23 protein-coding genes and 1 tRNA gene are annotated in these 21654 nt (G+C 73.7%); 19 read left to right on the top strand and 5 right to left on the bottom strand.

What is annotated here, in order from left to right; all coding sequences use genetic code 11:
- Nucleotides 1-8 precede the first annotated feature (8 nt).
- From ACPZVR_RS06040 to ACPZVR_RS06030, 3 genes are all read left to right on the top strand, one after another.
- Nucleotides 9-632: a trimeric intracellular cation channel family protein gene (locus ACPZVR_RS06040; RefSeq protein ID WP_436698668.1), complete on the top strand. Its 624-nt coding sequence runs from the start codon at nucleotides 9-11 to the stop codon at nucleotides 630-632.
- Nucleotides 633-684: 52 nt separating this feature from the next.
- A tRNA-Met gene (locus tag ACPZVR_RS06035) sits at nucleotides 685-761 on the top strand.
- Between the two features lie 207 nt (nucleotides 762-968).
- Entirely contained in the window at nucleotides 969-1961 is a 993-nt protein-coding gene (locus tag ACPZVR_RS06030; protein WP_436698667.1) for an AbrB family transcriptional regulator, read from the top strand.
- Here the strand turns inward: ACPZVR_RS06030 and ACPZVR_RS06025 are convergent.
- From ACPZVR_RS06025 to ACPZVR_RS06015, 3 genes are all read right to left on the bottom strand, one after another.
- Nucleotides 1958-2185: a hypothetical protein gene (locus tag ACPZVR_RS06025; protein WP_436698666.1), complete on the bottom strand. Its 228-nt coding sequence runs from the start codon at nucleotides 2183-2185 to the stop codon at nucleotides 1958-1960. The genes ACPZVR_RS06030 and ACPZVR_RS06025 overlap by 4 nt on opposite strands.
- A gap of 124 nt (nucleotides 2186-2309) precedes the next feature.
- Nucleotides 2310-2648 carry a ferredoxin family protein gene (locus ACPZVR_RS06020; protein ID WP_436698665.1) on the bottom strand — a complete coding sequence of 113 codons (339 nt, stop codon included), beginning with the start codon at nucleotides 2646-2648 and terminating at the stop codon, nucleotides 2310-2312.
- A gap of 15 nt (nucleotides 2649-2663) precedes the next feature.
- Entirely contained in the window at nucleotides 2664-3656 is a 993-nt protein-coding gene (locus tag ACPZVR_RS06015; RefSeq protein WP_436698664.1) for an NAD(P)/FAD-dependent oxidoreductase, read from the bottom strand.
- 131 nt (nucleotides 3657-3787) lie between these two features.
- Here ACPZVR_RS06015 and ACPZVR_RS06010 point away from each other — a divergent pair, with 131 nt between their 5' ends.
- From ACPZVR_RS06010 to ACPZVR_RS05975, 8 genes are all read left to right on the top strand, one after another.
- A complete protein-coding gene (locus tag ACPZVR_RS06010) occupies nucleotides 3788-5029 on the top strand; it encodes a Rieske 2Fe-2S domain-containing protein (protein ID WP_436698663.1) in 1242 nt (413 codons plus the stop codon).
- Nucleotides 5029-5967 (top strand): DODA-type extradiol aromatic ring-opening family dioxygenase, encoded by a 939-nt coding sequence (locus ACPZVR_RS06005; RefSeq protein ID WP_436698662.1) that lies wholly within the window; start codon nucleotides 5029-5031, stop codon nucleotides 5965-5967. The genes ACPZVR_RS06010 and ACPZVR_RS06005 overlap by 1 nt, the downstream gene beginning before the upstream one ends.
- On the top strand, nucleotides 5964-6842 hold the full coding sequence (locus ACPZVR_RS06000) for an alpha/beta fold hydrolase (RefSeq protein WP_436698661.1): 879 nt from the start codon (nucleotides 5964-5966) through the stop codon (nucleotides 6840-6842). The genes ACPZVR_RS06005 and ACPZVR_RS06000 overlap by 4 nt, the downstream gene beginning before the upstream one ends.
- A 16-nt stretch (nucleotides 6843-6858) precedes the next feature.
- Nucleotides 6859-7005 carry a hypothetical protein gene (locus tag ACPZVR_RS05995; RefSeq protein ID WP_436698660.1) on the top strand — a complete coding sequence of 49 codons (147 nt, stop codon included), beginning with the start codon at nucleotides 6859-6861 and terminating at the stop codon, nucleotides 7003-7005.
- A gap of 22 nt (nucleotides 7006-7027) precedes the next feature.
- Nucleotides 7028-7903: an alpha/beta fold hydrolase gene (locus ACPZVR_RS05990; RefSeq protein WP_436698659.1), complete on the top strand. Its 876-nt coding sequence runs from the start codon at nucleotides 7028-7030 to the stop codon at nucleotides 7901-7903.
- A complete protein-coding gene (locus tag ACPZVR_RS05985) occupies nucleotides 7900-9186 on the top strand; it encodes a hypothetical protein (protein WP_436698658.1) in 1287 nt (428 codons plus the stop codon). The genes ACPZVR_RS05990 and ACPZVR_RS05985 overlap by 4 nt, the downstream gene beginning before the upstream one ends.
- Nucleotides 9187-9190: 4 nt before the next feature.
- Nucleotides 9191-9937 carry an IclR family transcriptional regulator gene (locus tag ACPZVR_RS05980; RefSeq protein ID WP_436698657.1) on the top strand — a complete coding sequence of 249 codons (747 nt, stop codon included), beginning with the start codon at nucleotides 9191-9193 and terminating at the stop codon, nucleotides 9935-9937.
- Between the two features lie 192 nt (nucleotides 9938-10129).
- Nucleotides 10130-11329 (top strand): acyl-CoA dehydrogenase family protein, encoded by a 1200-nt coding sequence (locus ACPZVR_RS05975; RefSeq protein WP_436698656.1) that lies wholly within the window; start codon nucleotides 10130-10132, stop codon nucleotides 11327-11329.
- Here the strand turns inward: ACPZVR_RS05975 and ACPZVR_RS05970 are convergent.
- Entirely contained in the window at nucleotides 11253-12521 is a 1269-nt protein-coding gene (locus ACPZVR_RS05970; RefSeq protein WP_436698655.1) for a benzoate/H(+) symporter BenE family transporter, read from the bottom strand. The genes ACPZVR_RS05975 and ACPZVR_RS05970 overlap by 77 nt on opposite strands.
- Before the next feature lie 49 nt (nucleotides 12522-12570).
- Here ACPZVR_RS05970 and ACPZVR_RS05965 point away from each other — a divergent pair, with 49 nt between their 5' ends.
- Complete coding sequence (locus tag ACPZVR_RS05965; RefSeq protein ID WP_436698654.1) at nucleotides 12571-13971, top strand: aminotransferase-like domain-containing protein; 1401 nt, start codon at nucleotides 12571-12573, stop codon at nucleotides 13969-13971.
- Here the strand turns inward: ACPZVR_RS05965 and ACPZVR_RS05960 are convergent.
- Nucleotides 13884-15377: an aminotransferase-like domain-containing protein gene (locus ACPZVR_RS05960; protein ID WP_436698653.1), complete on the bottom strand. Its 1494-nt coding sequence runs from the start codon at nucleotides 15375-15377 to the stop codon at nucleotides 13884-13886. The genes ACPZVR_RS05965 and ACPZVR_RS05960 overlap by 88 nt on opposite strands.
- Nucleotides 15378-15476: 99 nt before the next feature.
- Between ACPZVR_RS05960 and ACPZVR_RS05955 the strand changes: the two genes are divergently transcribed.
- From ACPZVR_RS05955 to ACPZVR_RS05925, 7 genes are all read left to right on the top strand, one after another.
- Nucleotides 15477-16226 carry a type 1 glutamine amidotransferase gene (locus ACPZVR_RS05955; protein ID WP_436698652.1) on the top strand — a complete coding sequence of 250 codons (750 nt, stop codon included), beginning with the start codon at nucleotides 15477-15479 and terminating at the stop codon, nucleotides 16224-16226.
- Entirely contained in the window at nucleotides 16223-16849 is a 627-nt protein-coding gene (locus ACPZVR_RS05950) for an AmiS/UreI family transporter (RefSeq protein ID WP_436698651.1), read from the top strand. The genes ACPZVR_RS05955 and ACPZVR_RS05950 overlap by 4 nt, the downstream gene beginning before the upstream one ends.
- Nucleotides 16846-18309 carry an amidase gene (locus ACPZVR_RS05945; protein WP_436698650.1) on the top strand — a complete coding sequence of 488 codons (1464 nt, stop codon included), beginning with the start codon at nucleotides 16846-16848 and terminating at the stop codon, nucleotides 18307-18309. The genes ACPZVR_RS05950 and ACPZVR_RS05945 overlap by 4 nt, the downstream gene beginning before the upstream one ends.
- Nucleotides 18306-19838, top strand: coding sequence for a glutamine synthetase family protein (locus tag ACPZVR_RS05940; protein WP_436698649.1), 1533 nt, complete (start codon nucleotides 18306-18308; stop codon nucleotides 19836-19838). The genes ACPZVR_RS05945 and ACPZVR_RS05940 overlap by 4 nt, the downstream gene beginning before the upstream one ends.
- Nucleotides 19839-20002: 164 nt before the next feature.
- Nucleotides 20003-20737, top strand: a complete 735-nt coding sequence (locus ACPZVR_RS05935) for a type 1 glutamine amidotransferase (RefSeq protein ID WP_436698648.1) — start codon at nucleotides 20003-20005, stop codon at nucleotides 20735-20737.
- A 108-nt stretch (nucleotides 20738-20845) separates the two neighbouring features.
- Entirely contained in the window at nucleotides 20846-21172 is a 327-nt protein-coding gene (locus tag ACPZVR_RS05930) for an ArsR/SmtB family transcription factor (RefSeq protein WP_436698647.1), read from the top strand.
- Nucleotides 21169-21651: an SRPBCC family protein gene (locus ACPZVR_RS05925; RefSeq protein ID WP_436698646.1), complete on the top strand. Its 483-nt coding sequence runs from the start codon at nucleotides 21169-21171 to the stop codon at nucleotides 21649-21651. The genes ACPZVR_RS05930 and ACPZVR_RS05925 overlap by 4 nt, the downstream gene beginning before the upstream one ends.
- Nucleotides 21652-21654 lie beyond the last annotated feature (3 nt).

Raw genomic sequence — 21654 nt, 5'->3', positions numbered from 1 at the left:
ATCGCCGCATGCTGCTGACGCTCGACCTGGTCGGGATCTTCGTCTTCGCGATCTCCGGCGGCCTGGTGGCCGTGCGCAACCAGCTCGACATCGTCGGGGTCGTCGTGCTGGCGATGGCGACCGGGCTCGGCGGCGGTGTCATCCGCGACGTGGTGATCGGCGCCGTCCCGCCGCCGGCGGTCGCGGACTGGAGGTACCTGCTCGTGCCGGTCGTCGGGGGCCTGGTCACCTTCTGGCTGCACCCCGCCGTCGGCCGGCTGGAGCGGGTGATCACCGTCTTCGACGCGGCGGGCCTGGGGCTCTTCTGTGTCGCCGGCGCCCTCAAGGCCCAGGAGTACGGCCTCGGCCCCGCCCCCTCCGCGGCACTGGGCATGGTGACCGGCGTCGGCGGCGGCATCATCCGCGACCTGCTGGCGGGCCGGATCCCGGTGATCTTCCGGCACGGTGAGCTCTACGCCATCCCCGCGCTCGCCGGCGCCGCCATCGCGGCCACCGGCGCCGAGCTCGGGGTCGCCCACGGCGTCATCGCCGCCCCGGCCGCCGTCGTCATCATCGGGTGGCGGCTGATGGCCGTCCACCGCGGCTGGCAGGCCCCCGTGCCCCGGCTGGGACCCCCGCCGCCAACAGCGTGAACGCGCCGATTTGGTGCGGTTTGGGGCCATGCCGTAACGTTGGGTTCACCGACGCGGGGTGGAGCAGCTCGGTAGCTCGCTGGGCTCATAACCCAGAGGTCGCAGGTTCAAATCCTGCCCCCGCTACCAATCTGATGTCTCAGGACATCAGCGACAACGGACCTACAGAGATGTAGGTCCGTTGTGGTTTTCTTGGGTGTGGGCCGGGTGGTCGGCCCACCGGCTCGGGGACTCCCGACCGGGGCCGAGGAGCTCGCTGCTGCCTGTCTCGGGGCGCCGCTCCAGCGCCGGGCACGGCTCGTCGGGCGCTGACGGCACGACCGGTACGGTGACGGCGTGAGGCCGTCGGTGGGGCGCATCGCGCTCGCGGCGGCCGTCAGTGTCGGCGCGACCGCGCTGATGATCGCCGTCGCCGCGCCGTCGCCCGCGCTCTCGGTGGCGGTGCCGAAGGCGGTGAGCCGCTGTGCGCAGGCGGTGCTCGGGGGCACCGTGGCGACCCAGGTGGACGTCGACGGATGGGGGAGCGTGCGTGCGCAGCTGCCGGCCGTCGTCGTGGTGGCGACGTTGACCATCGTCGTGGCGGTCGCGATGGGGCAGCTGCTGCGCCGGCACGGGGTCTCGCGGACCACGGCCGTCCTCGCCTCGGTGCCGGGAGGCGCGTCGACGGTGACGGCGATCGCGGCGGACCTCGGGGCCGACCAGCGGGTCGTCGTGGTGGTGCAGTACCTGCGCGTCGTGGTCGTGATCGTCACCCTGCCGGTGCTGCTCGCCACCGTCTTCGGCGTCTCGGGGGAGCACGTGTCGGTCCGTCCGGACGTCGGGCTGTCGGACTGGGCGTTCGTCGCGGCGGCGGTCCCGGCGGGGCTGCTGGTCGGCCGGTTGCTCCGGCTGCCCGCGCCCGCGGTGGTCGGCGCGCTCCTGGCGGGCACGGTGCTGATGCTGACGCCCGCCTTCGAGGCCGCCGCGACCCCGCCGCTCGTCCAGTCCGCGGCGCTGCTGGCGATCGGGCTGCAGTCGGGCAGCGGGTTCAGCCGCCGCACGATGGCGGACCTGCGGGCCCTCCTCCCGGTCGCGCTGCTGACGAGCGTCGGCCTGGTCGCGCTCTGCGTCGCGCTCGCCGTGCCGTTCGCGGCCTGGACCGGCGTCTCGAACCTCGACGGCTACCTCGCGACCTCGCCCGGCGGGCTCCCCGTGGTGCTCGCCGCGTCCCTCGACTCCAGCGGGGACGCCGCCTTGGTGTCGGTCACCCAGATCGTGCGCCTGCTCGCGGTCCTGCTGGTGATGCCGTTGGTGCTGTCGATCGCGCGACGGCGCCGCGGGAGGTCCTAGTCCGCCGCGGAGGGAGCCGGGCGGTCTCGGTTCGAGGAGCGGGCGACGAGCACCGCCGCGCCGAGGGCGCCGAGCACGCCAAGGGCGCCGAGCACGCCGAGGGCCAGGTCGCCCAGCGTGTCCTCATAGGGCGGGTCGTCGTTGGTGCCGTGCCGGATGAAGGTGTGCCACTCCGCCAGCTCGTAGCCGATGGCCAGCAGCTGCGCCGTGGTCAGCAGCCGCACCGCGGCCGGGAGCCACGCGCGCCGCGTCGTCGCACCACCTCGCCGTTTCGCCCGTCTCACTGGGTGAGGGGTACCCGGCGGAACAGCCGGCATCCGCGGCGGGCCGACCCTCGCGGCGTACGGCTCAGTCGTGGGCGGTCACGAGGGGGGTGTCGACGCCGATCCGGCCGTACCGTCCGGCACCGCCGGGAGCGCCCACCGGCTCGGCGCGGCCGGGCAGCACGGTGTCGAAGAAGTCGCGGGCGTCCTCGAGGTGGACCGCCTGCTCCGGGACGGTGCGCGCGAGGCGGTCGACCGAGATGGCGGCGACCGGGCACTCCACCTCGCAGGCGCCGCAGTCGATGCACTCGCCCGGGTGGATGTAGCTCTTGCGCTCGCCCTCGTAGATGCAGTCGACGGGGCACACGTCGATGCAGGAGCGGTCGAGCTCGTCGATGCAGTCGGCGCCGATCACGTAGGTCATGGCGGGGCTCCTTTCTCAGTGGCCGTCGGTCGAGTGACCGGGGAAGAGGGTGAGGCCGGGGTCGAGATCCACGGCGGCGTGGTTGACGGCGGTCGCGACCTCGCCGAAGCCCACCGACATGAGCCTGACCTTGCCCGGATGGTCGGCCAGGTCGCCGGCGGCGAAGACGCGTGGCAGGTTGGTGCGCTGGGAGCGGTCGACGACGACCGAGCGTCCGGCGAGCTGCAGCCCCCAGTCGCGCAGCGGCCCCAGGTCGCTGACGAAGCCGAGTGCCGCGACCACGTGGTCCGCAGGTACGACGGTCTCGGCGCCGTCCCGGGCCCGCAGCGTGACCTTCTCCAGCCGCCCCGCCGCGAGGTCGCCGTCGAGCGCGACCACCTCGGTGTCGGTGTGCAGCGTCGCGGGCCCGGCCTGCACCTGCCGAAGCGTCCCGGCGTGCCCGCGGAACGCGGAGCGCCGGTGCACGAGCGTGACCGAGCGGGCGACCGGCTCCAGGGCGAGCGCCCAGTCGAGGGCGCTGTCCCCGCCGCCGACGACCACGATGTCCTGTCCCGCATGGGCGGCCGGGTCGAGGACGACATACGACAGCCCGGTCCCGAGCCATGCGTCGCCGCACGGCAGCAGCCGCGGGGTGGGGGTGCCGATGCCCGCGGTCAGGACGACGGCACCGGCCGCGACGACCCGCCCGTCGTCGAGGGTGACCAGCGCCCGCTCGGCGTCGTACCCGAGGGCGACGGCCTGGCGTCCCAGCAGGTACGTCGGCCGGTAGGCGTCCGCCTGGGCGACGAGCGCGGCGACGAGGTCGCGGCCGCGGATCGACGGGATGCCGGCGATGTCGCGGATCTGCTTCTCCGGGTAGAGCGTGCTGATCTGGCCGCCGGGTTGCGGCAGCACGTCGACCACGACGGTCGTCAGGCCGCGGAACCCCGCGTAGTAGGCGCCGTACAAACCGGTCGGGCCGGCGCCGACGATGAGCACGTCGGCGGTGATCGGCGGCGGTGCGTCCATGGGTGATCTCTCCTCGGTCGGGTGAACGCCGTCGAGGATGGCCCGCGGACGAGGCGTTGTCGCGGCGAGTGGACCGCTGAGCGGACCACTTCGCTTGTCGCGGGCCGGCGCCCGCTGGTGGTCTGCGCCCCATGACCGAGACCGTCACCCCGACACCCACCTCCGCGGCGGCGCGCGTCCGCCGCCCGCGCCCCGCACGCCACCGCGAGGGGCGGCTGCCCGGGCGCCAGGACTGGTCGACGTGGCCGCACTACCGCGCGGCGAGCGCCGGCTTCCGCGGCTACTGGTATCCCGTGTGCTTCGCCGACCAGGTCGGCAGCCGGCCGCACCGGGTCACCCTCCTCGGCGAGGACCTGTTCGTGATCCGCGACCGGGGGCGGCTCCACGGGATGAGGAACCGGTGCCCCCATCGCGGAGTGCCGCTGAGCAACGGCAACCAGCAGTTCCCCGGCTCGATCTCCTGCGTCTACCACGGCTGGACGTTCGACCTGGAGACCGGCGACCTGGTCGCGGCGATCACCGACGGTCCGCAGTCGCCGATCTGCGGCAAGGTCACCCAGCCGACGTACGACGTCGAGGAGCGACTCGGCATGGTGTGGGTGTACGTCGGCGACGGCGAGCGGCCGCACCCCATCGACGAGCAGCTGCCCGAGGAGCTGGTGTCGAACCCGGCGGTGCTGGGGCAGCGGATCCAGGCGCGGGAGGGGAACTGGCGCTTCGCCGTCGAGAACGGGTACGACGAGGGGCACGCCAAGTACCTCCACCGCACGGCACTGTGGCGGATGTTCAAGCCGATGCCGGTGTGGAACGCCACCCGGATCGTCAAGCGGGGCCGGTGGATCTACCGCGTCCAGGACGAGCAGCACTGGACGGCGGACTTCCCGGGCCTCGGGCGCTGGACGGGCCTGGCCTGGTACAAGGCGAGGCCGCCCCAGCAGGCCAGCAACATCGGCAACACCAGCAGCCACCGGGAGGTCGACCCGGTCATCGGCGCACAGGAGTTCCCGGGCTTCGCCTCCGTGAGCATGCCCGGAGTGCTGCGGATCGCCTACCCGACCTTCATCCACTACGAGTTCTACGTGCCGGTCGACGCCGACCACCACCTGTACGTCGGGGTGCTGGCCGAGTTCCGGAAGGGGCTGCGCACGCTGCCCTTCTACGCGAAGTATCTCGGTGCCGTGCGCTGGCTCTTCCACGGCCAGTTCTCCGGCCAGGACAAGTGGATGGTCGAGATCACCGACGCGCCGCCGGAGAAGCTCTACCGACCCGACGACTCCCTCCTGCAGTGGCGCCGGCTCGCGGAAGACGTCACCGAGGAGCGGCTGGCCGCCCTGCGCGAGCAGGGTCTCGTGCCCACGGGGGAGGAGGGCTGATGTCGTCCATCGTGCTGGGCGTGGGCGCGTCCCACTCGACCCTGATGAACACCCACGCGGACCAGGTGGTCCACGTCGAGCGGGCCCGGGCCTTCCGCTCGGGCCTGGCCGCCGCCCGGGACCGGATCGCCGCCGCGCGTCCGGACGTCGTGATCCTGGTCGGCTCCAACCACTTCCGCGGGTTCTGGCTCGATCTCATCCCGTCCTTCACCCTCGGCGTGGGCGAGGTGATCGCGGCCGGTGAGGCGGGCACCCCGAAGGGCCCCCAGCGGGTGGATCCCGCGTTCGCCCAGGAGCTCGCCGCGGCCCTCGTCGGTGAGGGCATCGACGTCGCGATCTCGGCGCGGCTGCAGATCGACCACGGCCAGTCGCACGCGATCCAGTACCTGTTGGACGGGATCGACGTGCCCGTCGTACCCCTGGTGGTGAACGTGTTCGCCACCCCGCTGCCGACGACGGCGCGATGCGCGGAGGTGGGGGCTGCGATCGCCGGCGCCGTGGGGCGCGTCGGCGGCGGGCGCCGGGTGGCGGTGGTCGCGTCCGGCGGGCTCTCCCACCAGCTGCCCTGGCCGTCGGACTGGTCGGCTCCCGAGGGCGCGGACGAGGAGTTCCTGGTGGACGCCTGGCTCAACGGGCGTGGTGAGTGGGAGCGCTTCGACCAGCGGCGCCGGGAGATCATCGTCGCGGCGCAGCCGTGCATCTTCCGCGACTTCGACGAGCGCTTCCTCGCCGACCTCGAGCGCGGCGACCTGCGCGCCTACACCGAGCTGACGTCCGACGAGATCGCGGAGCGGGCCGGCAACGGAGGCCAGGAGCTCCGCACCTGGCTGGTCATGGCCGCCGCCCTGGGCTTCGTCCCCGGCAAGGCGCTCGCCTACGCGGAGATGCCCGAGTGGCTCACCGGCATGGGCGTCGCGGTCCTGGAGGGAGCGGCATGAGCGCGCTGACCTCGCCCGCCGCCGGGCCCCGCCCCGAGAGCCGGTACGCCGACGCCGCCGGAGTGCGGTTCCACTACCTGGAGCTCGGCTCCGGACCGGACACGCTGCTCCTCCACGGCGGCGGACCGGGCTGCACCGGCTGGAGCGACTTCGGCCCCGTGGCCCCGCTCCTCGCCGCGGACCGCCGCTGCGTGATCCCCGACCTGCTGCAGTACGGCCGGTCCGAGAAGTGCCGGATCTCCGGGCCGATGTGGGACTTCCATGCCGCCAAGACGGTCGCCTTCATGGACGAGGTGGGCATCGAGCGCGCCGACATCGTGTGCAACTCCTGGGGCGGCACGATCGCGCTCTGCCTGGCGGCGACCTTCCCCGAGCGGGTCCGCGCCCTCGTCGTCACCGGCAGCATGCCCGTCTTCCACGGACCGCTCGCGCCCTTGCCGGAGAACGGCCATCGAGGACGCAACGCCCGCGACGTCTACTACGGAGGCGAGGGCCCGACGCGGGAGAAGATGCGCTCCCTGCTCACCCGTCTCGAGTGGTACGACGCCGACCGGCTCCCCGAGGAGACGCTGGAGCTGCGCTGGCGACAGAGCCTCGACCCGGGGGAGCGTGCGCTCGCCGCGATGTCGGACTCGCCGCGCGGGGACTGGCAGGACCTGACCGAGCAGCTCGGCCGGGTCGAGGCACCGACCCTCTTCCTCTGGGGGCGGGAGGACGCCTTCCTCACGCCCGACTACCCGATGATGCTCGCCCGCATGGTGCGGCGCGGGAGCCTCCACGTGATGGACCACGTCTCCCACCACCTGCAGGAGGAGCGGCCGGGCGCCTATCACGCCGTCGTCGACGGCTTCCTGCGCTCCGTCGACCACCCGTGACCAGGAAGGACCACCGATGAAGCAGATCCTCGCCCTGGGCGCCGTCCTCGGCACGCTCGCCGCGCTGCGTGCGGTGAGCCGGCGGCTCGCCACGCACCGGACGCCGCTGCCCTCCGTGACCACCAGGGTCCACACCCGGGTCACCCGGATCAACCAGCCCTGACCCCCGAGCAGAGAGAGCACCCATGACCAACGACCTGGCCGCCACCATCTGGACCGAGCTCGCCGGCACCGACTTCGCGATGACCACCGTCGACGCCGGCGGCGTGCCGACCCGCTCGCTGCAGGCGGGCACCGGCGAGGAGCACGTGATCTTCCTGCACGGCACCTCCGGCCACCTCGAGGCGTTCGCCCGCAACCTCCCGGCACACGCCGAGCGCTATCGCTGTCACGCGATCGACATGCTCGGTCACGGCTTCACCGGCAAGCCCGACCTGCCCTACGAGATCCCGCGCTATCGCGACCACCTGCTGGCCTACCTGGACGCGCAGGGGATCGAGCGGGCCCACCTGGTGGGCGAGTCGCTGGGCGGGTGGGTGTCGGCTCGGCTGGCGATCGACGACCCGAGCCGGGTGGCGTCGATCCAGCTGCTGTGCGCCGGCGGCACGGTCGCCAACCCCGAGGTCATGGAGCGGATCCGCACCAGCACCCGGAGGGCCGTCGAGTCGGACGACCCGGAGCCGACCCGCCGCCGGATGCGTCTCCTCATGGCCGACCCGGCCGACGCGACCGAGGAGCTGGTCGCGGTGCGCCACCTGATCTACCACCGGCCCGACTTCGTCGCGAACCTCCACAACCTGCTGTGCCTGCAGGACCTCGAGACCCGGCTGCGCAACATCCTGCGGCCCGAGGACCTGGCCGAGATCACGGTGCCGACGCTCATCGTGTGGGGGCGCGACAATCCGTTCGGGGAGGTGCCCGAGGCGACCGCGATGCATGCTCACATCCCGGGCTCCGAGCTGGTCCTCCTCGACCACTGCGGGCACTGGCCGCAGCACGAGGCGGCCGACCGCTACAACCCGCTGAGCCTGGCGTTCCTGGCCAAGCACCCGGTCGGATGAGCCCCGAGGACCGGGTCGCCGCGGTGCTGGGCCACGTCACCCGGGACCGACTGCTCGGGGCCGTCACGGGCGTGGTCGACATCGCCAGTCCGACCGGCGCGGAGGGTGAGCTCGCCCGCTGGCTCGTGGACCGGATGGCGGCCGGCGGCCTGCGGGCCGTCGAGCAGCGCATCGACGCACGCCAGTCCAACGCCATCGGCGTCCTGCCGGGCGGCACCGGGCCGTCGGTGCTCCTCTACGCGCCGCTCGACACGTTCACGACCGGCGACCCGGCGTACGACGTTCCGGGGGCCGCTGCGGCGCTCACCCCCGACATGCTGCCGCGGGCGACCGTCCACGGCGATCTCGTCGAAGGCCTCGGCGCCGGCAATCCCAAGGGCCACGCGGCCTGCGTGCTCGTGGCCCTCGAGGCGCTCGCCGCCGCGGGGGTCGAGCCGTCCGGGGACGTGGTCGCGGGCTTCGGTGCCGGCGGCATGCCCGCGTTCGCCCACGACGGCGGCGACCGCGCGAACACCGGGCACGGGGTGGGCGCGACCCACCTGCTGGAGCGCGGCTTCAGCACCGACCACGCGGTGATCGCCAAGCCGGGCTGGCGCGTGTCGTACGAGGAGGTCGGCCTGGTCTGGCTCGACGTCGTCGTCCCGGGGACGCACACCTACGTCGGCAGCCGGCACCGCCTGCCCTACCGCAACGCGGTGGCGCTCGCCGGCGAGGTAGCGGTCCGGCTGGAGCGCTGGTTCGAGGAGTACGCCGCCCGGCACGCGTCCGGCACCCTGCGTCCCCAGGGCATCGTGGCGTCGGTGCGCGGGGGGCTCGACCACCTGGCCGCGGCGACGCCGGACACGGTGCGGCTGCGCCTCGACGTGCGGCTGACCCCGGACCAGTCTCCGGCGTCGGTGACCCGCGAGGTGCGGGCCTTCCTGGCGACGGTGGGGTCCGAGCTCGGCGCGGCCCTCGCCGTGACCCAGGTGGCCGCCGTCCCCGGCAGCCGGACCGCGCCGGAGTCCGAAGTCGTGCGGGCGACGGTCGCGGCGTGGGAGGCTGTCGCGGGTGAGGCGCACACCCCGGTCAGCGGCAACAGCGGCGCGACGGACGCCAACATCCTGCGTGGGCGCGGGGTGCCGACGGCCCGGGTCGGGATGCCGAAGGTCGCGGCCGGTCCCGACGGCCGCGTCCCCGACTTCACCCGCGGCATGAACCTGCTCGACCTCGCCGAGGCACGCCGGCTCGTGGAGGTGCTGGTCCGCACGGTGCTCCTCCTCCAGCGGCCGGCGGCGGAGTGATCGCGTGACCGGGCCGGACCCCACCAGCGTCGTGAGCAAGGTCCGCATGATCCTCGAGGCGTTCACGATCGAGGACGACCAGCTCTCGCTGTCGGAGCTGGCCCGCCGCACCGGCGTGGCCAAGGCGTCGGTGCACCGGCTCGCGCAGGAGCTGCTGGACTGGGGGATGCTCGAGCGGGCGGGGCTCGAGTACCGGCTCGGCATGCGTGCCTTCGAGCTGGGCAGCAGGGTGCCGCGCTTCCGGGTGCTTCGCGACTGCGTGCGTCCCCACATGGAGCAGCTGCATCGGGCGACGGGGGAGGTCGTCCACCTCGCGGTGCTCGACGGTGCGGAGGTGCTCTATCTCGAGAAGGTCAGCTCCAGCGCGGAGTCCGCGAAGCCGTCCCGGATCGCGGGGCGGATGCCGCTGCACTCCACGGCCAGCGGCAAGGTCCTGCTCGCCCATGCCCCGTCCGCGCTCTTCGACGAGCTGGTCGAGCAGGGCCTCCCACGGGTGTCGGCCGCGACCCTGGTCGCGCCGGGGATGCTGGCCGACCAGCTCGGCCAGGTGCGGGAGCGCGGCTACGCCGTGGAGCACGAGGAGACCACGGTCGGCTACAGCTCCGTCGCCGTTCCGCTGTACGGCGGCAGCGGCCTGGTCCTCGGCGCGCTCTCGCTCACCGTCCCGTCCCTCCGCGCCGACGTCGCCCGGCTCTCCGGACTGCTGCTCACGGCCTCCCGGCGGATCCGGGCGTCGGGCCGGCTCAACTGAGTGTCGTCGGGTGCCGACCGGTGCCGACGGGTGCCGTCACCCGCCCTCGGCCCCGTCCGCGGGCAGTGACACCCTGGGCCGGGTGAGCGATGCGACGATCCGGGCGCACCATCGGTCCGGGAGGACGCGCCCACGACGTCGCCGAGCACGACGACGTACGACCGATGTGCCGAGCAACCAGGAGTTCCCGCGATGAGCACCCCCACGTCCCTGCCCCCGTTCGTCCCGCTCGACCCGGTGGGCATCGACGACCTGCTTACCGACGACGAGCTGACGGTGCGCGCGTCGGTCCGCCGGCTGTGCGCCGAGCGGATCGACCCGTACGTCGCCGAGTGGTTCGAGCAGGGCGCGCTGCCCGACGTCCGGGGGCTCGCCCGGGAGCTCGGCTCGCTCGGGCTGCTCGGCATGCATCTGGAGGGATACGGCTGCGCGGGGATGTCCGCGACCGACTACGGCCTCGCGTGCCTGGAGCTCGAGGCCTCCGACTCGGGCATCCGGTCGCTGGTGTCGGTGCAGGGCTCGCTGGCGATGTTCGCGATCTGGCGCTGGGGCTCGGAGGAGCAGAAGACCGCATGGCTGCCGCGGATGGCCGCCGGCGACGCGATCGGCTGCTTCGGCCTGACCGAGCCGGACCACGGCTCCGACCCGGGAGACATGCGCACCCGAGCGCGGAGGGTCGCCGGCGCCGGCAGCGACTGGGTCCTCGACGGCCGCAAGATGTGGATCACCAACGGCACCGTCGCCGACGTCGCCGTCGTCTGGGCCCAGACCGACGAGGGCATCCGTGGCTTCGTCGTACCGACGGACACGCCGGGCTTCTCGGCACCCGAGATCAAGCACAAGCAGTCGCTGCGCGCGTCGGTCACGAGCGAGCTGGTGCTCGACGGCGTCCGCCTCCCCGACGCGGCCGCCTTCCCGGACGTGCGCGGTCTCAAGGGCCCGCTGTCGTGCCTCAACGAGGCGCGCTACGGCATCGTCTGGGGCGCGATGGGCGCCGCCCGCTCGGCGCTGGAGACCGCACTCGAGTACGCCACCGGCCGGATCCAGTTCGGCCGGCCGATCGCGGGTTTCCAGCTCACCCAGCAGAAGCTCGTCGACATGAACGTGGAGTACACCAAGGGCCTCCTGCTCGCGCTCCACCTCGGCCGCCGCAAGGATGCCGGCCGGCTGCGCCCCGAGCAGGTCAGCCTCGGCAAGCTCAACAACGTCCGCGAGGCGCTGGAGATCTGCCGCACGGCGCGCACCGTCCTCGGTGCGAACGGGATCTCGCTGGAATACCCGGTCATCCGGCACATGAACAACCTGGAGTCCGTGCTCACCTACGAGGGGACCGTCGAGATGCACACGCTGGTCCTGGGGGAGGCGATGACGGGACAGGCCGCGTTCCGCTGAGCGCGGCGAGCTCCGGCCGGGGCGACCTCGGCCGCAGGGCCAGGTAGACCGCGGAGCCCGCGAGCACCCCCCAGAAGGCGCTGCCGACGTTGAGCAGGACGACGCCGCTCATCGTCACGGCCAGGGTGGTGAGTGCGGCGACCGCGCTGTGCGGCGCGCCGCTCGTCGCGCCGCTCATGGCACCGCTCAGCGCCGTGAGGGTCGAGGCGAGCAGGGCGACCGCGGCCAGCGCGGTGATGGTCTCGGCCGGGATCGAGCGGAAGCCCGCGACCAGGAAGCCGCCGAAGACCCCGACCAGCAGGTAGACCGTGCCGGCGGAGAGCCCGGCGATCCAGCGCCGGTGCCGGTCCGGGTGCGACTCGGGGCCGGTGGCGATGGCCGCGGTGATCGCGGCGATGTTGATGCCGTGGTTGCCGAAGGGGGTCAGCACCGCCGAGGCCGTGGAGATCGAGCCGACGAGCAGTCGGTCGTCGGGGCGGTAGCCCTCCGAGCGGAGGAGAGCGAGGCCGGGAGCGTTCTGCGAGGCCATCGTGACGATGAAGAGGGGCAGCCCGATGCTGACCAGGGCGGCCGGGTCGAAGGTCGGCACGGTGAGCACCGGGACCGTGACCGAGAAGCCGCCCGTCACCGGCTCGAAGGCGCCGGCGAGGGCCGCCACGACGATGCCGACGACCAGGGCGACGGGGACGGCGTATCGGTCGATGAGGCGCTTGCCCACGAAGAAGGCGACGATCACGCTGCCGGCCAGCAGCGGGGCCGAGGCGAAGGCGTCGGTCGCGGTCACGACGAAGGGCAGGAGAACGCCGGCCAGCAGGGCCTGCAGCACGGGCGCGGGCACGTGGTCCAGCAGCCAGCCGAACCACCCGGTCCAGCCGGCGATCGCCGCGGCGACCGACGCGACCAGGAAGGCGCCCACCGCGTCGGAGAAGGCGAAGCCGCCGAGCGAGGCGATGAGCAGGGCCGCGCCGGGTGTCGACCACGCGACGATGACCGGGATCCGGGTGAGCGCACTGAGCGCGATGCTGCACACCCCGTTGCCGATCGACACCGCCCACACCCAGGAGGCGGTGTGCGCCTCGTCCAGTCCGGCGGCACGGGTCGCGGCGAGCACGATCAGGAAGGGGCCGGAGTAGTTCACCAGCGCCGAGATGATGCCCGCGACGACGGCGGAGAGGGATGCATCCCGCGCCACGGCCTGTAACGCCTTGCGGAGAGAGTGAGTAACGTTATCTACTGCTTTCATGAATGACGATAACAGAGCTGCTGCTCTCGCGGAGATCCTGCGTCATCGCACCGAGACCATGGCGGTCGGCGACCGGCTGCCCGGTGTCCGGCAGCTGTCCCGGGAGTTCGCGGCCAGCGCCGCGACCGTCTCCGCCGCCCTCGCCCGGCTCGCCGCGCTCGGCCTGATCCGTGCCGAGCCGGGCCGGGGCACCTTCGTCGCGGGCCGCCGGGCCCGGCCCGATCCGGACTACAGCTGGCAGTCCCCGGCCCTCGGGCGCGCCCGGATCGACCCCCGGCGCGCGGCCCGGCTGGGTGCCCACGGCGATGCGGAGGACATCCAGCTCTCCTGGGGCTACACCGCGGCCGAGCTGCAGCCGGCCGAGGCGCTGCGGGCCCAGGCGGCGCGGGCCGCCCGCGGGACCCGCGCCTGGTCGATGGTGCCCGTCGTCGGCCTGCCCGACCTGCGCCGCGTGCTCGCCGCGGAGTACGGCGCCGAGCCCGGCGACGTCCTCGTCGTGCCAGGCGGCCAGCAGGCGCTGGTGTTCGTGCTGCGGACCCTGGCCGAGCCGGGCGACACCGTGATCACGGAGAGCCCGACCTACCCGGGCATGGTCCTCGCCGCCCAGGCCGCCGGACTCGAGCTCGCCGCGGTGCCGGCCGACCTCGACGGGATCCGTCCCGACCTGCTCGCCGACGCGCTGGAGCGGACCCGGGCCCGGGTCGTCTACCTCCAGCCCGGCTGCGCGAACCCCACGGGCGCGGTGCTCGGTGCGGAGCGGCGGGCACAGGTGCTGGCCCTCGCCGCCGAGCACGGCGCCTTCGTCGTCGAGGACGACTGGGCCCGGCATCTCGGGCTCGACGGCCCGCCTCCGCCGCCGCTGCTCACCGAGGACGCGCACGGGCACGTCGTCGCGATCGCCACGCTCACCAAGGTCGTCGCCCCCGGCCTGCGGGTCGCCGCCGTCGTGGCTCGCGGCCCGGCGGGGGAGCGGTTGCGGACCGCCCGGATCGCGGAGGACATGTGCGTGCCGGCGCTCCTCCAGGAGACCGCGCTCGGCCTGCTCACCTCGCCCGCCTGGCCGCGCCACCTCAAGCTGCTGCGCTCCCGGCTGGCCGAGCGCCGCGACGCGATGGTCGCCCACCTGCACGCCCACGGCGCGCACCTGCGTCCGACCCGGCCGCCGCGCAGCGGCATCCACCTGTGGGTGCGGCTCCCGGAGGGCATCGACACCGGCGGCCTCGCGACCGCGGCCCAGGCGGCCGGGGTGCTCGTCGGCGACGGCGCGCACTACTTCGTCGACGAGCCGCCAGCGCCGTACGTCCGGCTGTCCTACAGTGCGGCGTCCGAGCCCCAGATCGCCGAAGGGGTACGCCGACTGGCCGGCCTGGTCGCGGACCGTTCGACGTTGTCCCCATAGGCCGCCCAGGTCGCGGCGAGCCGGGCGAGCCCCTCGGTCAGCGCGGGAGCCGGCTGCACGAAGCCGATCCGCAGGTGGTCGCGGTGCGACCCGTTGCCGGTGAAGGTCTCGCCGGTCGCCACCGCGACGCCGCCGCCGACCGCCTGGGCGGCGAAGCGCGCGGCATCGCTGCCCGCCGGCAGCTCCACCCACAGTGAGCGGCCGCCGTGCGGCTGCTGCCAGGTCCACTCCGGCATCCGCTCGCGGAGCAGCGAGGTGGTGAGCTCGAGCTTCGTCCGCGCCTCCTCCACCCGGCGGGCGGCGATCTCGTCGGCCCGCTGGAGCAGCTCGAGGGCGACCAGCTGGGAGATGACCGAGGTGCCGAGGTCGTAGGCGCTCTTCATCCGGACCAGGCTCTGGATCAGGGACTGCGGCGCGCGCAGCCAGCCGACCCGCAGCCCGTCCCAGAGCAGCTTGCTGGTGCCGCCGACCGTGATCACCCGCCGCTCGTCGAGGAAGGCGGCCAGGGGCGGCGCGGTCTCGGGCTCGAAGAGCTGGTCGGCCAGGATGTCGTCGTCGACCACGAGGCCGCCGCTGTCCTGCACCAGCCGGGCCAGCAGCTCGCGGTCGCCGGCGGGCATCGAGTGCCCGGTCACGGTGTGGCAGGTCGTCATCACGTAGAACAGCGGCTGGGCCTGGCCGGCGACGTGTTCGGCGGCGGCCGCGATGCGCTGGGGGTCGGTCAGGGCGGGCACGCTGAGCAGCCGCGCGCGGCGCATCCGGGCCAGGTCGAGCAGGCCGAGGTAGGTCGGCGCCTCGACCACGAACGGCGCGGTCCGGCGACGCAGCAGCTGGGTGCTCATCGCGAGCCCCTGCTGGGCGCCGGCGGTGATCAGGACCTGCGAGGGGTCGGTCGGCAGGCCGCGCCGGGTGTACCAGGCGGCGACCCAGGCGCGCAGCTCCGGCTCGCCCTCGGTGTGCTGGGTCGCGAGCATGGCGCGGGCGAAGACCTCGTCGGCGGTCGCGCGGATCGCCTCGCGCATCTCGCCCAGCACGGCCGGCGTGCTGATCGAGAGGTTGATCAGGCCCCGGCTGTGCGCCGGCTCCCGGTCGGCGGTGCCGTCGGTGAGGTCCATCATCCGCGGCAGCGTGGCGGCGCCGGGCGTCGAGGTCACGTAGCTGCCGCTGCCGACCCGGCGATCGAGGACGGCGATCGCCTCCAGGCTCGCGTAGGCGCGGACCACGGTCGTGCGCGAGACGCCCAGCGCGGTGGCGAGCCGCCGCTCGGCGGGGAGCCGCTGCCCGGCCGCGATCCGGCCGTCGCGGATCAGCTCGAGCAGCGTGTCGCTGACGATCCGGTGCCGCTCCCCGTCCTGGCGCAGCCGGGTGCTCAGCTCGGCGGTCAGCGCCGCGGACAGATCCATCATGTGACGTCCATTACCTCGAATTGGCCTCTTGCATGACCCCTGTCACATCGCAACGATACCGACACCTCGGCCAATCGGACAGGTGATGGAGGTGCCAAAATGGACTGGTCTGGCCGGATCCTCGTGATCCACCACGACCCCGCGGTGCCGGCGGGTGCGTACGGCGACGTGCTGGCCACGTGCGGTGCGCCGGTCGAGCACGTCGCGCTGCACACGGGCGCCCCGCTGCCGGCGCTCGCCGGCTGCCGGGCGATCGTGACGCTGGGTGGGCCGATGGGCGCGCTCGACGACCACGTGCTGCCGGCGCTGGCGCAGGAGCGACGGCTGCTCGCCGCGGCGGTCGCGGCCGGCGTACCCGTGTGGGGGGTGTGCCTGGGCGCCCAACTGCTCGCCGCCGCGCTCGGCGGCGACGTCCGGCGCGGCGAGCGGCCCGAGCTCGGCATGCACGACCTGGTCCGGGCCGCGGGCGCCGAGGACGACCCGGTCGGTGCGATGCTGCCCGTGCGGATGCCGGTCCTGCAGTGGCACCGGGACACGTTCACGCTCCCGGAGGGGGCGCGCCGGCTGGCCGGCTCCGACCTCTACGAGAACCAGGCCTTCGCCGTCGGCTCGGCCTACGGCGTCCAGTTCCACGCCGAGGTCGGGCTCGACGCGGTGCGCACCTGGGCCGAGCACCCCTCCTTCGCGGCCGAGCTGCGGGCCCGGCACGGCGCCGGCTTCGTCGACGCCGTCCTGGCCCCGACCGCCGCCCACGCGCCCGCCGGCCACCTGCTGGCGCGCGCCCTCATCACGACGTGGCTCGGCACGTTCGTCCTCCCTCAGCACGATCATCAAGGAGTTTCGCTATGAGTAGCCTGGCCCTCTTCTTCGTGGGTTCCGTCCTGCTGTGCAACGGCCTCGGGTTGTTGGGGCGGCTCAGCCCCAAGGACACCGCGCCGATCAACCTCTTCATCGGCCTCACCCTGGTCGCGACCGTCGGCGTCACCGCCCTGCCCGTCGCAGGCGGCAGCGAGGCGGAGCTGTCGACCGTCCTGGGCAGCGCGGGCTTCCTGCTGTTCGCCTTCACCTACCTCTACGTCGCCCTCAACAGCTTCCGCGATCTGCCCGGCCAGGGCCTGGGGTGGTACTGCGGCTGGGCGGTGCTGGTCTCGCTGATGCTGGCCTGGGTCAACTTCGACAGGTTCGACGACCCGAAGTTCGGAGCCATCTGGCTGTCGTGGGCCGTGCTCTTCTCCGCGTTCTTCCTGGTCCTGGCCGCCGGTCTCGACAGCCTGACCGTGGCGACCGGCTGGCTCACCGTGCTCCAGGCCTTCACGACCACGACCCTCCCCGGCGCGCTGATGCTGACCGGCCGCTGGGACGACGTGCCGACGGGCGTGGTCGTGGCCGCCCAGGTCGCGGTGGTCGTGGTCTTCGTCGCCGTGGCGACCGTTCGCCGGCCGGTCGCGACGCTGGAGGTCGCGAGCGCATGAGCCGTCTCGCACCCGCGGAGCGGGCGACGGGAGCCGAGCTGGCCTTCCGCTCGGTCGACGAGCTCCTCGCCGGCTTCCGCTCGCGGGAGTTCTCGCCCTCGGAGGTCCTCGAGGAGGTGCTCGCCCGGGCCGAGCGCTTCGCGGACCTCAAGCCCTTCCTCACCGTCGACCCGGACGGCGCCCGGGCCGCCGCGCGGGTCGCCGACGACGGCTACGCACGCGGCGCGCAGGAGCCGGCCCGGCCGCTGCTCGGGGTGCCGGTGACGATCAAGGACCTGCTGCGGACCGCGGGGCTGCGCACCACCCGCGGCTCCCTGCTGACCGCCGGCCAGGTGCCCGACGAGGACGCGCCGGCCGTCGCCCGGCTGCGCGCCGCCGGCGCCGTGGTGGTCGGCAAGACCAACACGAGCGAGGGCGGCTGGAAGGGCGACGCCGGCAACCGGCTGATCGGTCCGAGCGCCAACCCCTGGGACCCACGGTTCACCTCGGGCGGCTCCAGCGGCGGGGCCGGGGTGGCGGCAGCGCTCGGGCTCGGCCCGATCGCCGTGGGCACCGACGGCGGCGGCAGCGTCCGGATCCCGGCGGCCTACTGCGGTGTCGTCGGCTACAAGCCGACCTTCGGCCGGATCCCGTACCACCCGCCGTCGCCGGAGGGGCTCTCGCACGTCGGCCCGCTGACCCGCACCGTCGCCGACGCGGCGACCGCGGCGCGCCACATGGCCGGCTACGACCCGCGGGACCCGACGAGCGTGCCGGGCAGCGGCGCCGACGTACCGACGCCGCGGCGGCCGCTGCGGATCCGGATGGCGACCTCGCTCGGCTTCGCGAGCGCGGGCCCCGAGGCCTGCGCGGCGACCCGCTCCGCGGCCGCCGTACTCGCGCGGGCCGGCCACGACGTCGTCGAGCTCGACCTCGACCTCCCCGACCAGCTGGGCACGATGATGACCCTCTGGGCCGGCCACGAGTCGGTGTCCTACGGCGCCGACCTCGAGCGGGTCGCGGACCGCCTCGATCCCGGGCTGCTCGCGCTGATCCGGTACGGCCGCACCCTCTCGGCCTACGACCTGGCCGCCGCCCACGCCGGCCGCGCCGAGCTCCGCCAGCGGATGCGGTCGGAGATGGCGGCCTTCGACGTCCTGCTCACCCCGACCATGCCGAGCACGGCGTTCGCGCTGGGGCTCGACGCCCCGCCGGAGGAGGCGGCGGCCGACGTGGTGGGACTCGGCTGGACGCCGTTCACCTACCTCTTCAACCTGACCGGGCAGCCCGCCGTCTCGGTCCCGGCCGGACTCAGCCGCGCGGGCCTCCCGCTCGGCGTCCAGCTGGTGGGGCTGCTGCACCGGGACGGCGACGTGCTCGCCACGGCCTCCGACTTCGAGGCCAACCGGCCGTGGCGTCCCGACTATCCCGGCCTCGACCCGCACATCGACCACCCAACCGAAGGAGACGAAGGCCGATGAACCAACGAACCAACCCCCGCCTGGAGGACCTGGCCACCGGCCGCGTGGGCTTCATCGCCGACCACGGGCTGTGGTCGGCGGACCAGCAGCGCAGGGCCGACGAGGTGCTGGCCGCCGTCGACGAGCAGGGCCTCGACGTGATCCGGGTCGTGTACGTCGACCCGCATGGGCTGACCCGCAGCAAGTCGCTGTCGCCGGCGGCCTTCCGGTCCACGATGCGCAACGGCATCGACACCAGCCCCGGCGGCGTCATCTTCGACACCGGCCTGGACCTGGTGTTCAACCCGTTCGAGGAGGGCGGCGGCCTCGGCAACGAGGGGATGACCGGCGCGGCCGACTTCCTGCTCGTGCCGGATCCAGACACCTTCCAGGTGCTGCCGTGGTGCGCGGGCACCGGCTGGATCCTGGCCGACGAGTACCTGAAGTCCGCCACCCCACTGCCGTACTCCTCGCGGCTGCTGCTCAAGCAGGCACTCGCCCGGCTGGCCGAGCGCGGCCTGCAGATGGTCGTCGGGCTGGAGGTCGAGTGGTACCTCACCCACCTCGTCGACCGCCGCTACGAGGTCGACGCCATCGGCGGCTTCGGCAGCCCGGGGGAGGCGCCGGTCGTCGCACCGCTCAACCTCGGCTACCAGTTCATGAGCGAGAACCTCTGCGACGAGGCCGAGGAGCACATCCGCGAGCTGCGCCGCGCGATCACGGCCTTCGGCCTCCCGCTGCGCACCACCGAGCACGAGTCGGGGCCGGGGCAGATGGAGTTCACCTTCGCCCCGATGGACGCGCTCGCTGCCGCCGACGCGATGGTCCTCTTCCGGACGGCGGCCAAGCAGATCAGCGCGCGGCAGGGCCTGCACGCGAGCTTCATGTGCGCGCCCAAGCTGTCCGGCTTCGACGCCAGCGGCTGGCACCTGCACCAGTCGATCTTCGACACCGCGAGCGCGACCAACGCGTTCATGGCGACCAGCGGCGACACGATCGTCTCGGACCTCGCCCGCGCCTACGCCGGCGGGCTGCTCGCGCACGCACCGGCGACGACGATCTTCGCCGCGCCCACCGTCAACGGCTACAAGCGGCTGAGCGAGCGGTTCTCGCTCTCGCCGGACCGGGCCACATGGTCGGCCGACAACCGCGGCACCTACCTGCGGGTGTTGGGCGACGTCGACGACCCGGCGTCCCACTTCGAGAACCGGGTCGGGGAGCCGGCGGCCAACCCCTACCTCTACATCGCCTCGCAGCTGGTGGCCGGCCTCAACGGCATCGACGAGGGCATCGACCCGGGCCCGATGTCGGTCGACCCGCACGACACTAGCCTGCCGCGCCTGCCCGGCAGCCTGGCCGAGGCGGCCGACGAGCTCGACCAGAGCGCGCTGTTCCGCAAGGAGTTCGGTGACGAGTTCGTCGACTACTACCTGCGGCTCAAGCGCAACGAGTGGCGCCGCTACACCGAGGCGCTCGCCGCCGACGGCCTCGCGGACGACCAGGACGAGGTCACCGACTGGGAGCAGCGCGAGTACTTCCGGATGTACTGACCCCCGCCGGCCGGTAGAAGCGGCCGGAGTGACCCGAACCGCCCGGGAGCACACGGGTGGCTCACGAACGGTAGAAGCATTCGTGAGCCACCCGCCCGGACTCTAACAACCCCGCCCGGCCCGCTCGCAGGAGCAGGCCGGCGCCCCTTGAGAAGACGGAGAAGATGAACCCGACCGAGCGCTCCACCGTCCTCGTGCTGCAGCACATCAGCTGTGAGCCGCCCGCCACCTACGAGGAGATCCTCGACGCGCACGGGTACCGGGTGCACCGCGTCGAGCTCGACGAGGGCGAGCCGCTGCCGGACCACCACGACTTCGCGGCGGTGATCGTCATGGGCGGCCCGATGGGCGCCCTGGACGACGTCGCACATCCGTGGCTGGCCGCGGAGCGCGCCTATATCGCGCGTGCGGTCGCCGCCGGCGTGCCGTACTGGGGGGTGTGCCTCGGCGCCCAGCTGCTCGCGGCCGCCCTCGGCGCCCGCGTCTACACCGGCCCGGCCCCGGAGGTCGGCACCTACGACGTCGAGCTGACCGAGGACGCGGCCGGCGACCCGGTGTTCGGCCTGCTGCCCGACCGCTTCTCGGTCTTCCAGTGGCACAGTGACACCTTCGACCTGCCGGCCGGGGCGCGGCGCTTGGCGGCCTCCGCGGTGTACGACAACCAGGTGTTCGCGCTCGGCTCGGCCTACGGCGTGCAGTTCCACGTCGAGGTCGGCGCCGGGCTCGCCGCGGAGTGGGCCGTCGTCGACTCGTACCGCAGTGCGCTCGAGCGGCTCTACGGCGCGGCGGGCACGCAGCGGGTCCTCGACGAGCTGGCCGAGACCGCCGAGGCGAATCGGAAGGTGGCCGGCACGGTCTTCGAGGCATGGCTCGCAACCTTCGTGCTGCCGGGCCGCTGACCGGCGCGTCAGCCGACCCGCGGAATCACCGCGGCGCGACGGGTGCGACCGGATGGTGGCGGTCCGCGCGCCTGGCGGGACTGATGCGTAAGTGGTAACTTACGTTGCGTGACCACCGACACCGTCGACGCGTGGACGGCGCTGGCCGACCCGACCCGGCGCGACATCTTCGCGCGGGTTGCCCGGCGACCGCGCTCGGTCACCGACCTGGCCGGCGAGCTGCCGGTCAGCCGGCCGGCGGTGTCCCAGCACCTGCGGGTGCTCAAGGACGCCGCCCTGGTCCGGGTGCGACCCGAGGGGACGCGGCGGATCTACTCCGCCGATCCCGCGGGCCTGCAGGCGCTGCGGGCAGAGCTCGAGGGCTTCTGGAGCGCGACGCTGGCCAACTTCAAGGAGCTCGTCGAGGGCGAGCCGGAGGATCGGAGCACGACATGACAGAGACGACGCAGGGCACGGCGGTGCGCTTCGAGGTGACGGTGGCGGCGCCCGCCGAGCGCGCCTTCCGGGTGTTCACCGAGCAGTTCGACCGGATCAAGCCGCGTGAGCACAACCTGCTCGCGCCCGAGGCGATCGCGGAGACCGTCTTCGAGACCCGGGTGGGCGGGCATGTCTACGACCGTGGCGAGAACGGCTCGGTCTGCCGGTGGGCACGGGTGCTCGCCTTCGACCCGCCGCACCGCTTCGTGATCAGCTGGGACATCTCGCCCACCTGGCAGGTCGTCACCGACCCGGCCGAGGCGAGCGAGGTCGAGGTCCGCTTCGTCGCGGAGGGTCCCGACCGGACCCGGGTCGAGCTCGAGCACCGGCACCTCGATCGGCACGGCGCCGGCTGGGAGTCCGTGCGCGACGGGGTGGACGACCCGCGCGGCTGGCCGCTCTACCTGGAGCGGTACGTCGCGGCGCTCGCCGGCTGACGC

This window comes from Nocardioides segetis, from assembly GCF_051390595.1.
In the GTDB taxonomy this organism is placed as follows: domain Bacteria; phylum Actinomycetota; class Actinomycetes; order Propionibacteriales; family Nocardioidaceae; genus Nocardioides.
The sequence above is the reverse complement of the archived record's forward strand: the minus strand, read 5'-3'. Positions and strand labels throughout refer to the sequence as shown.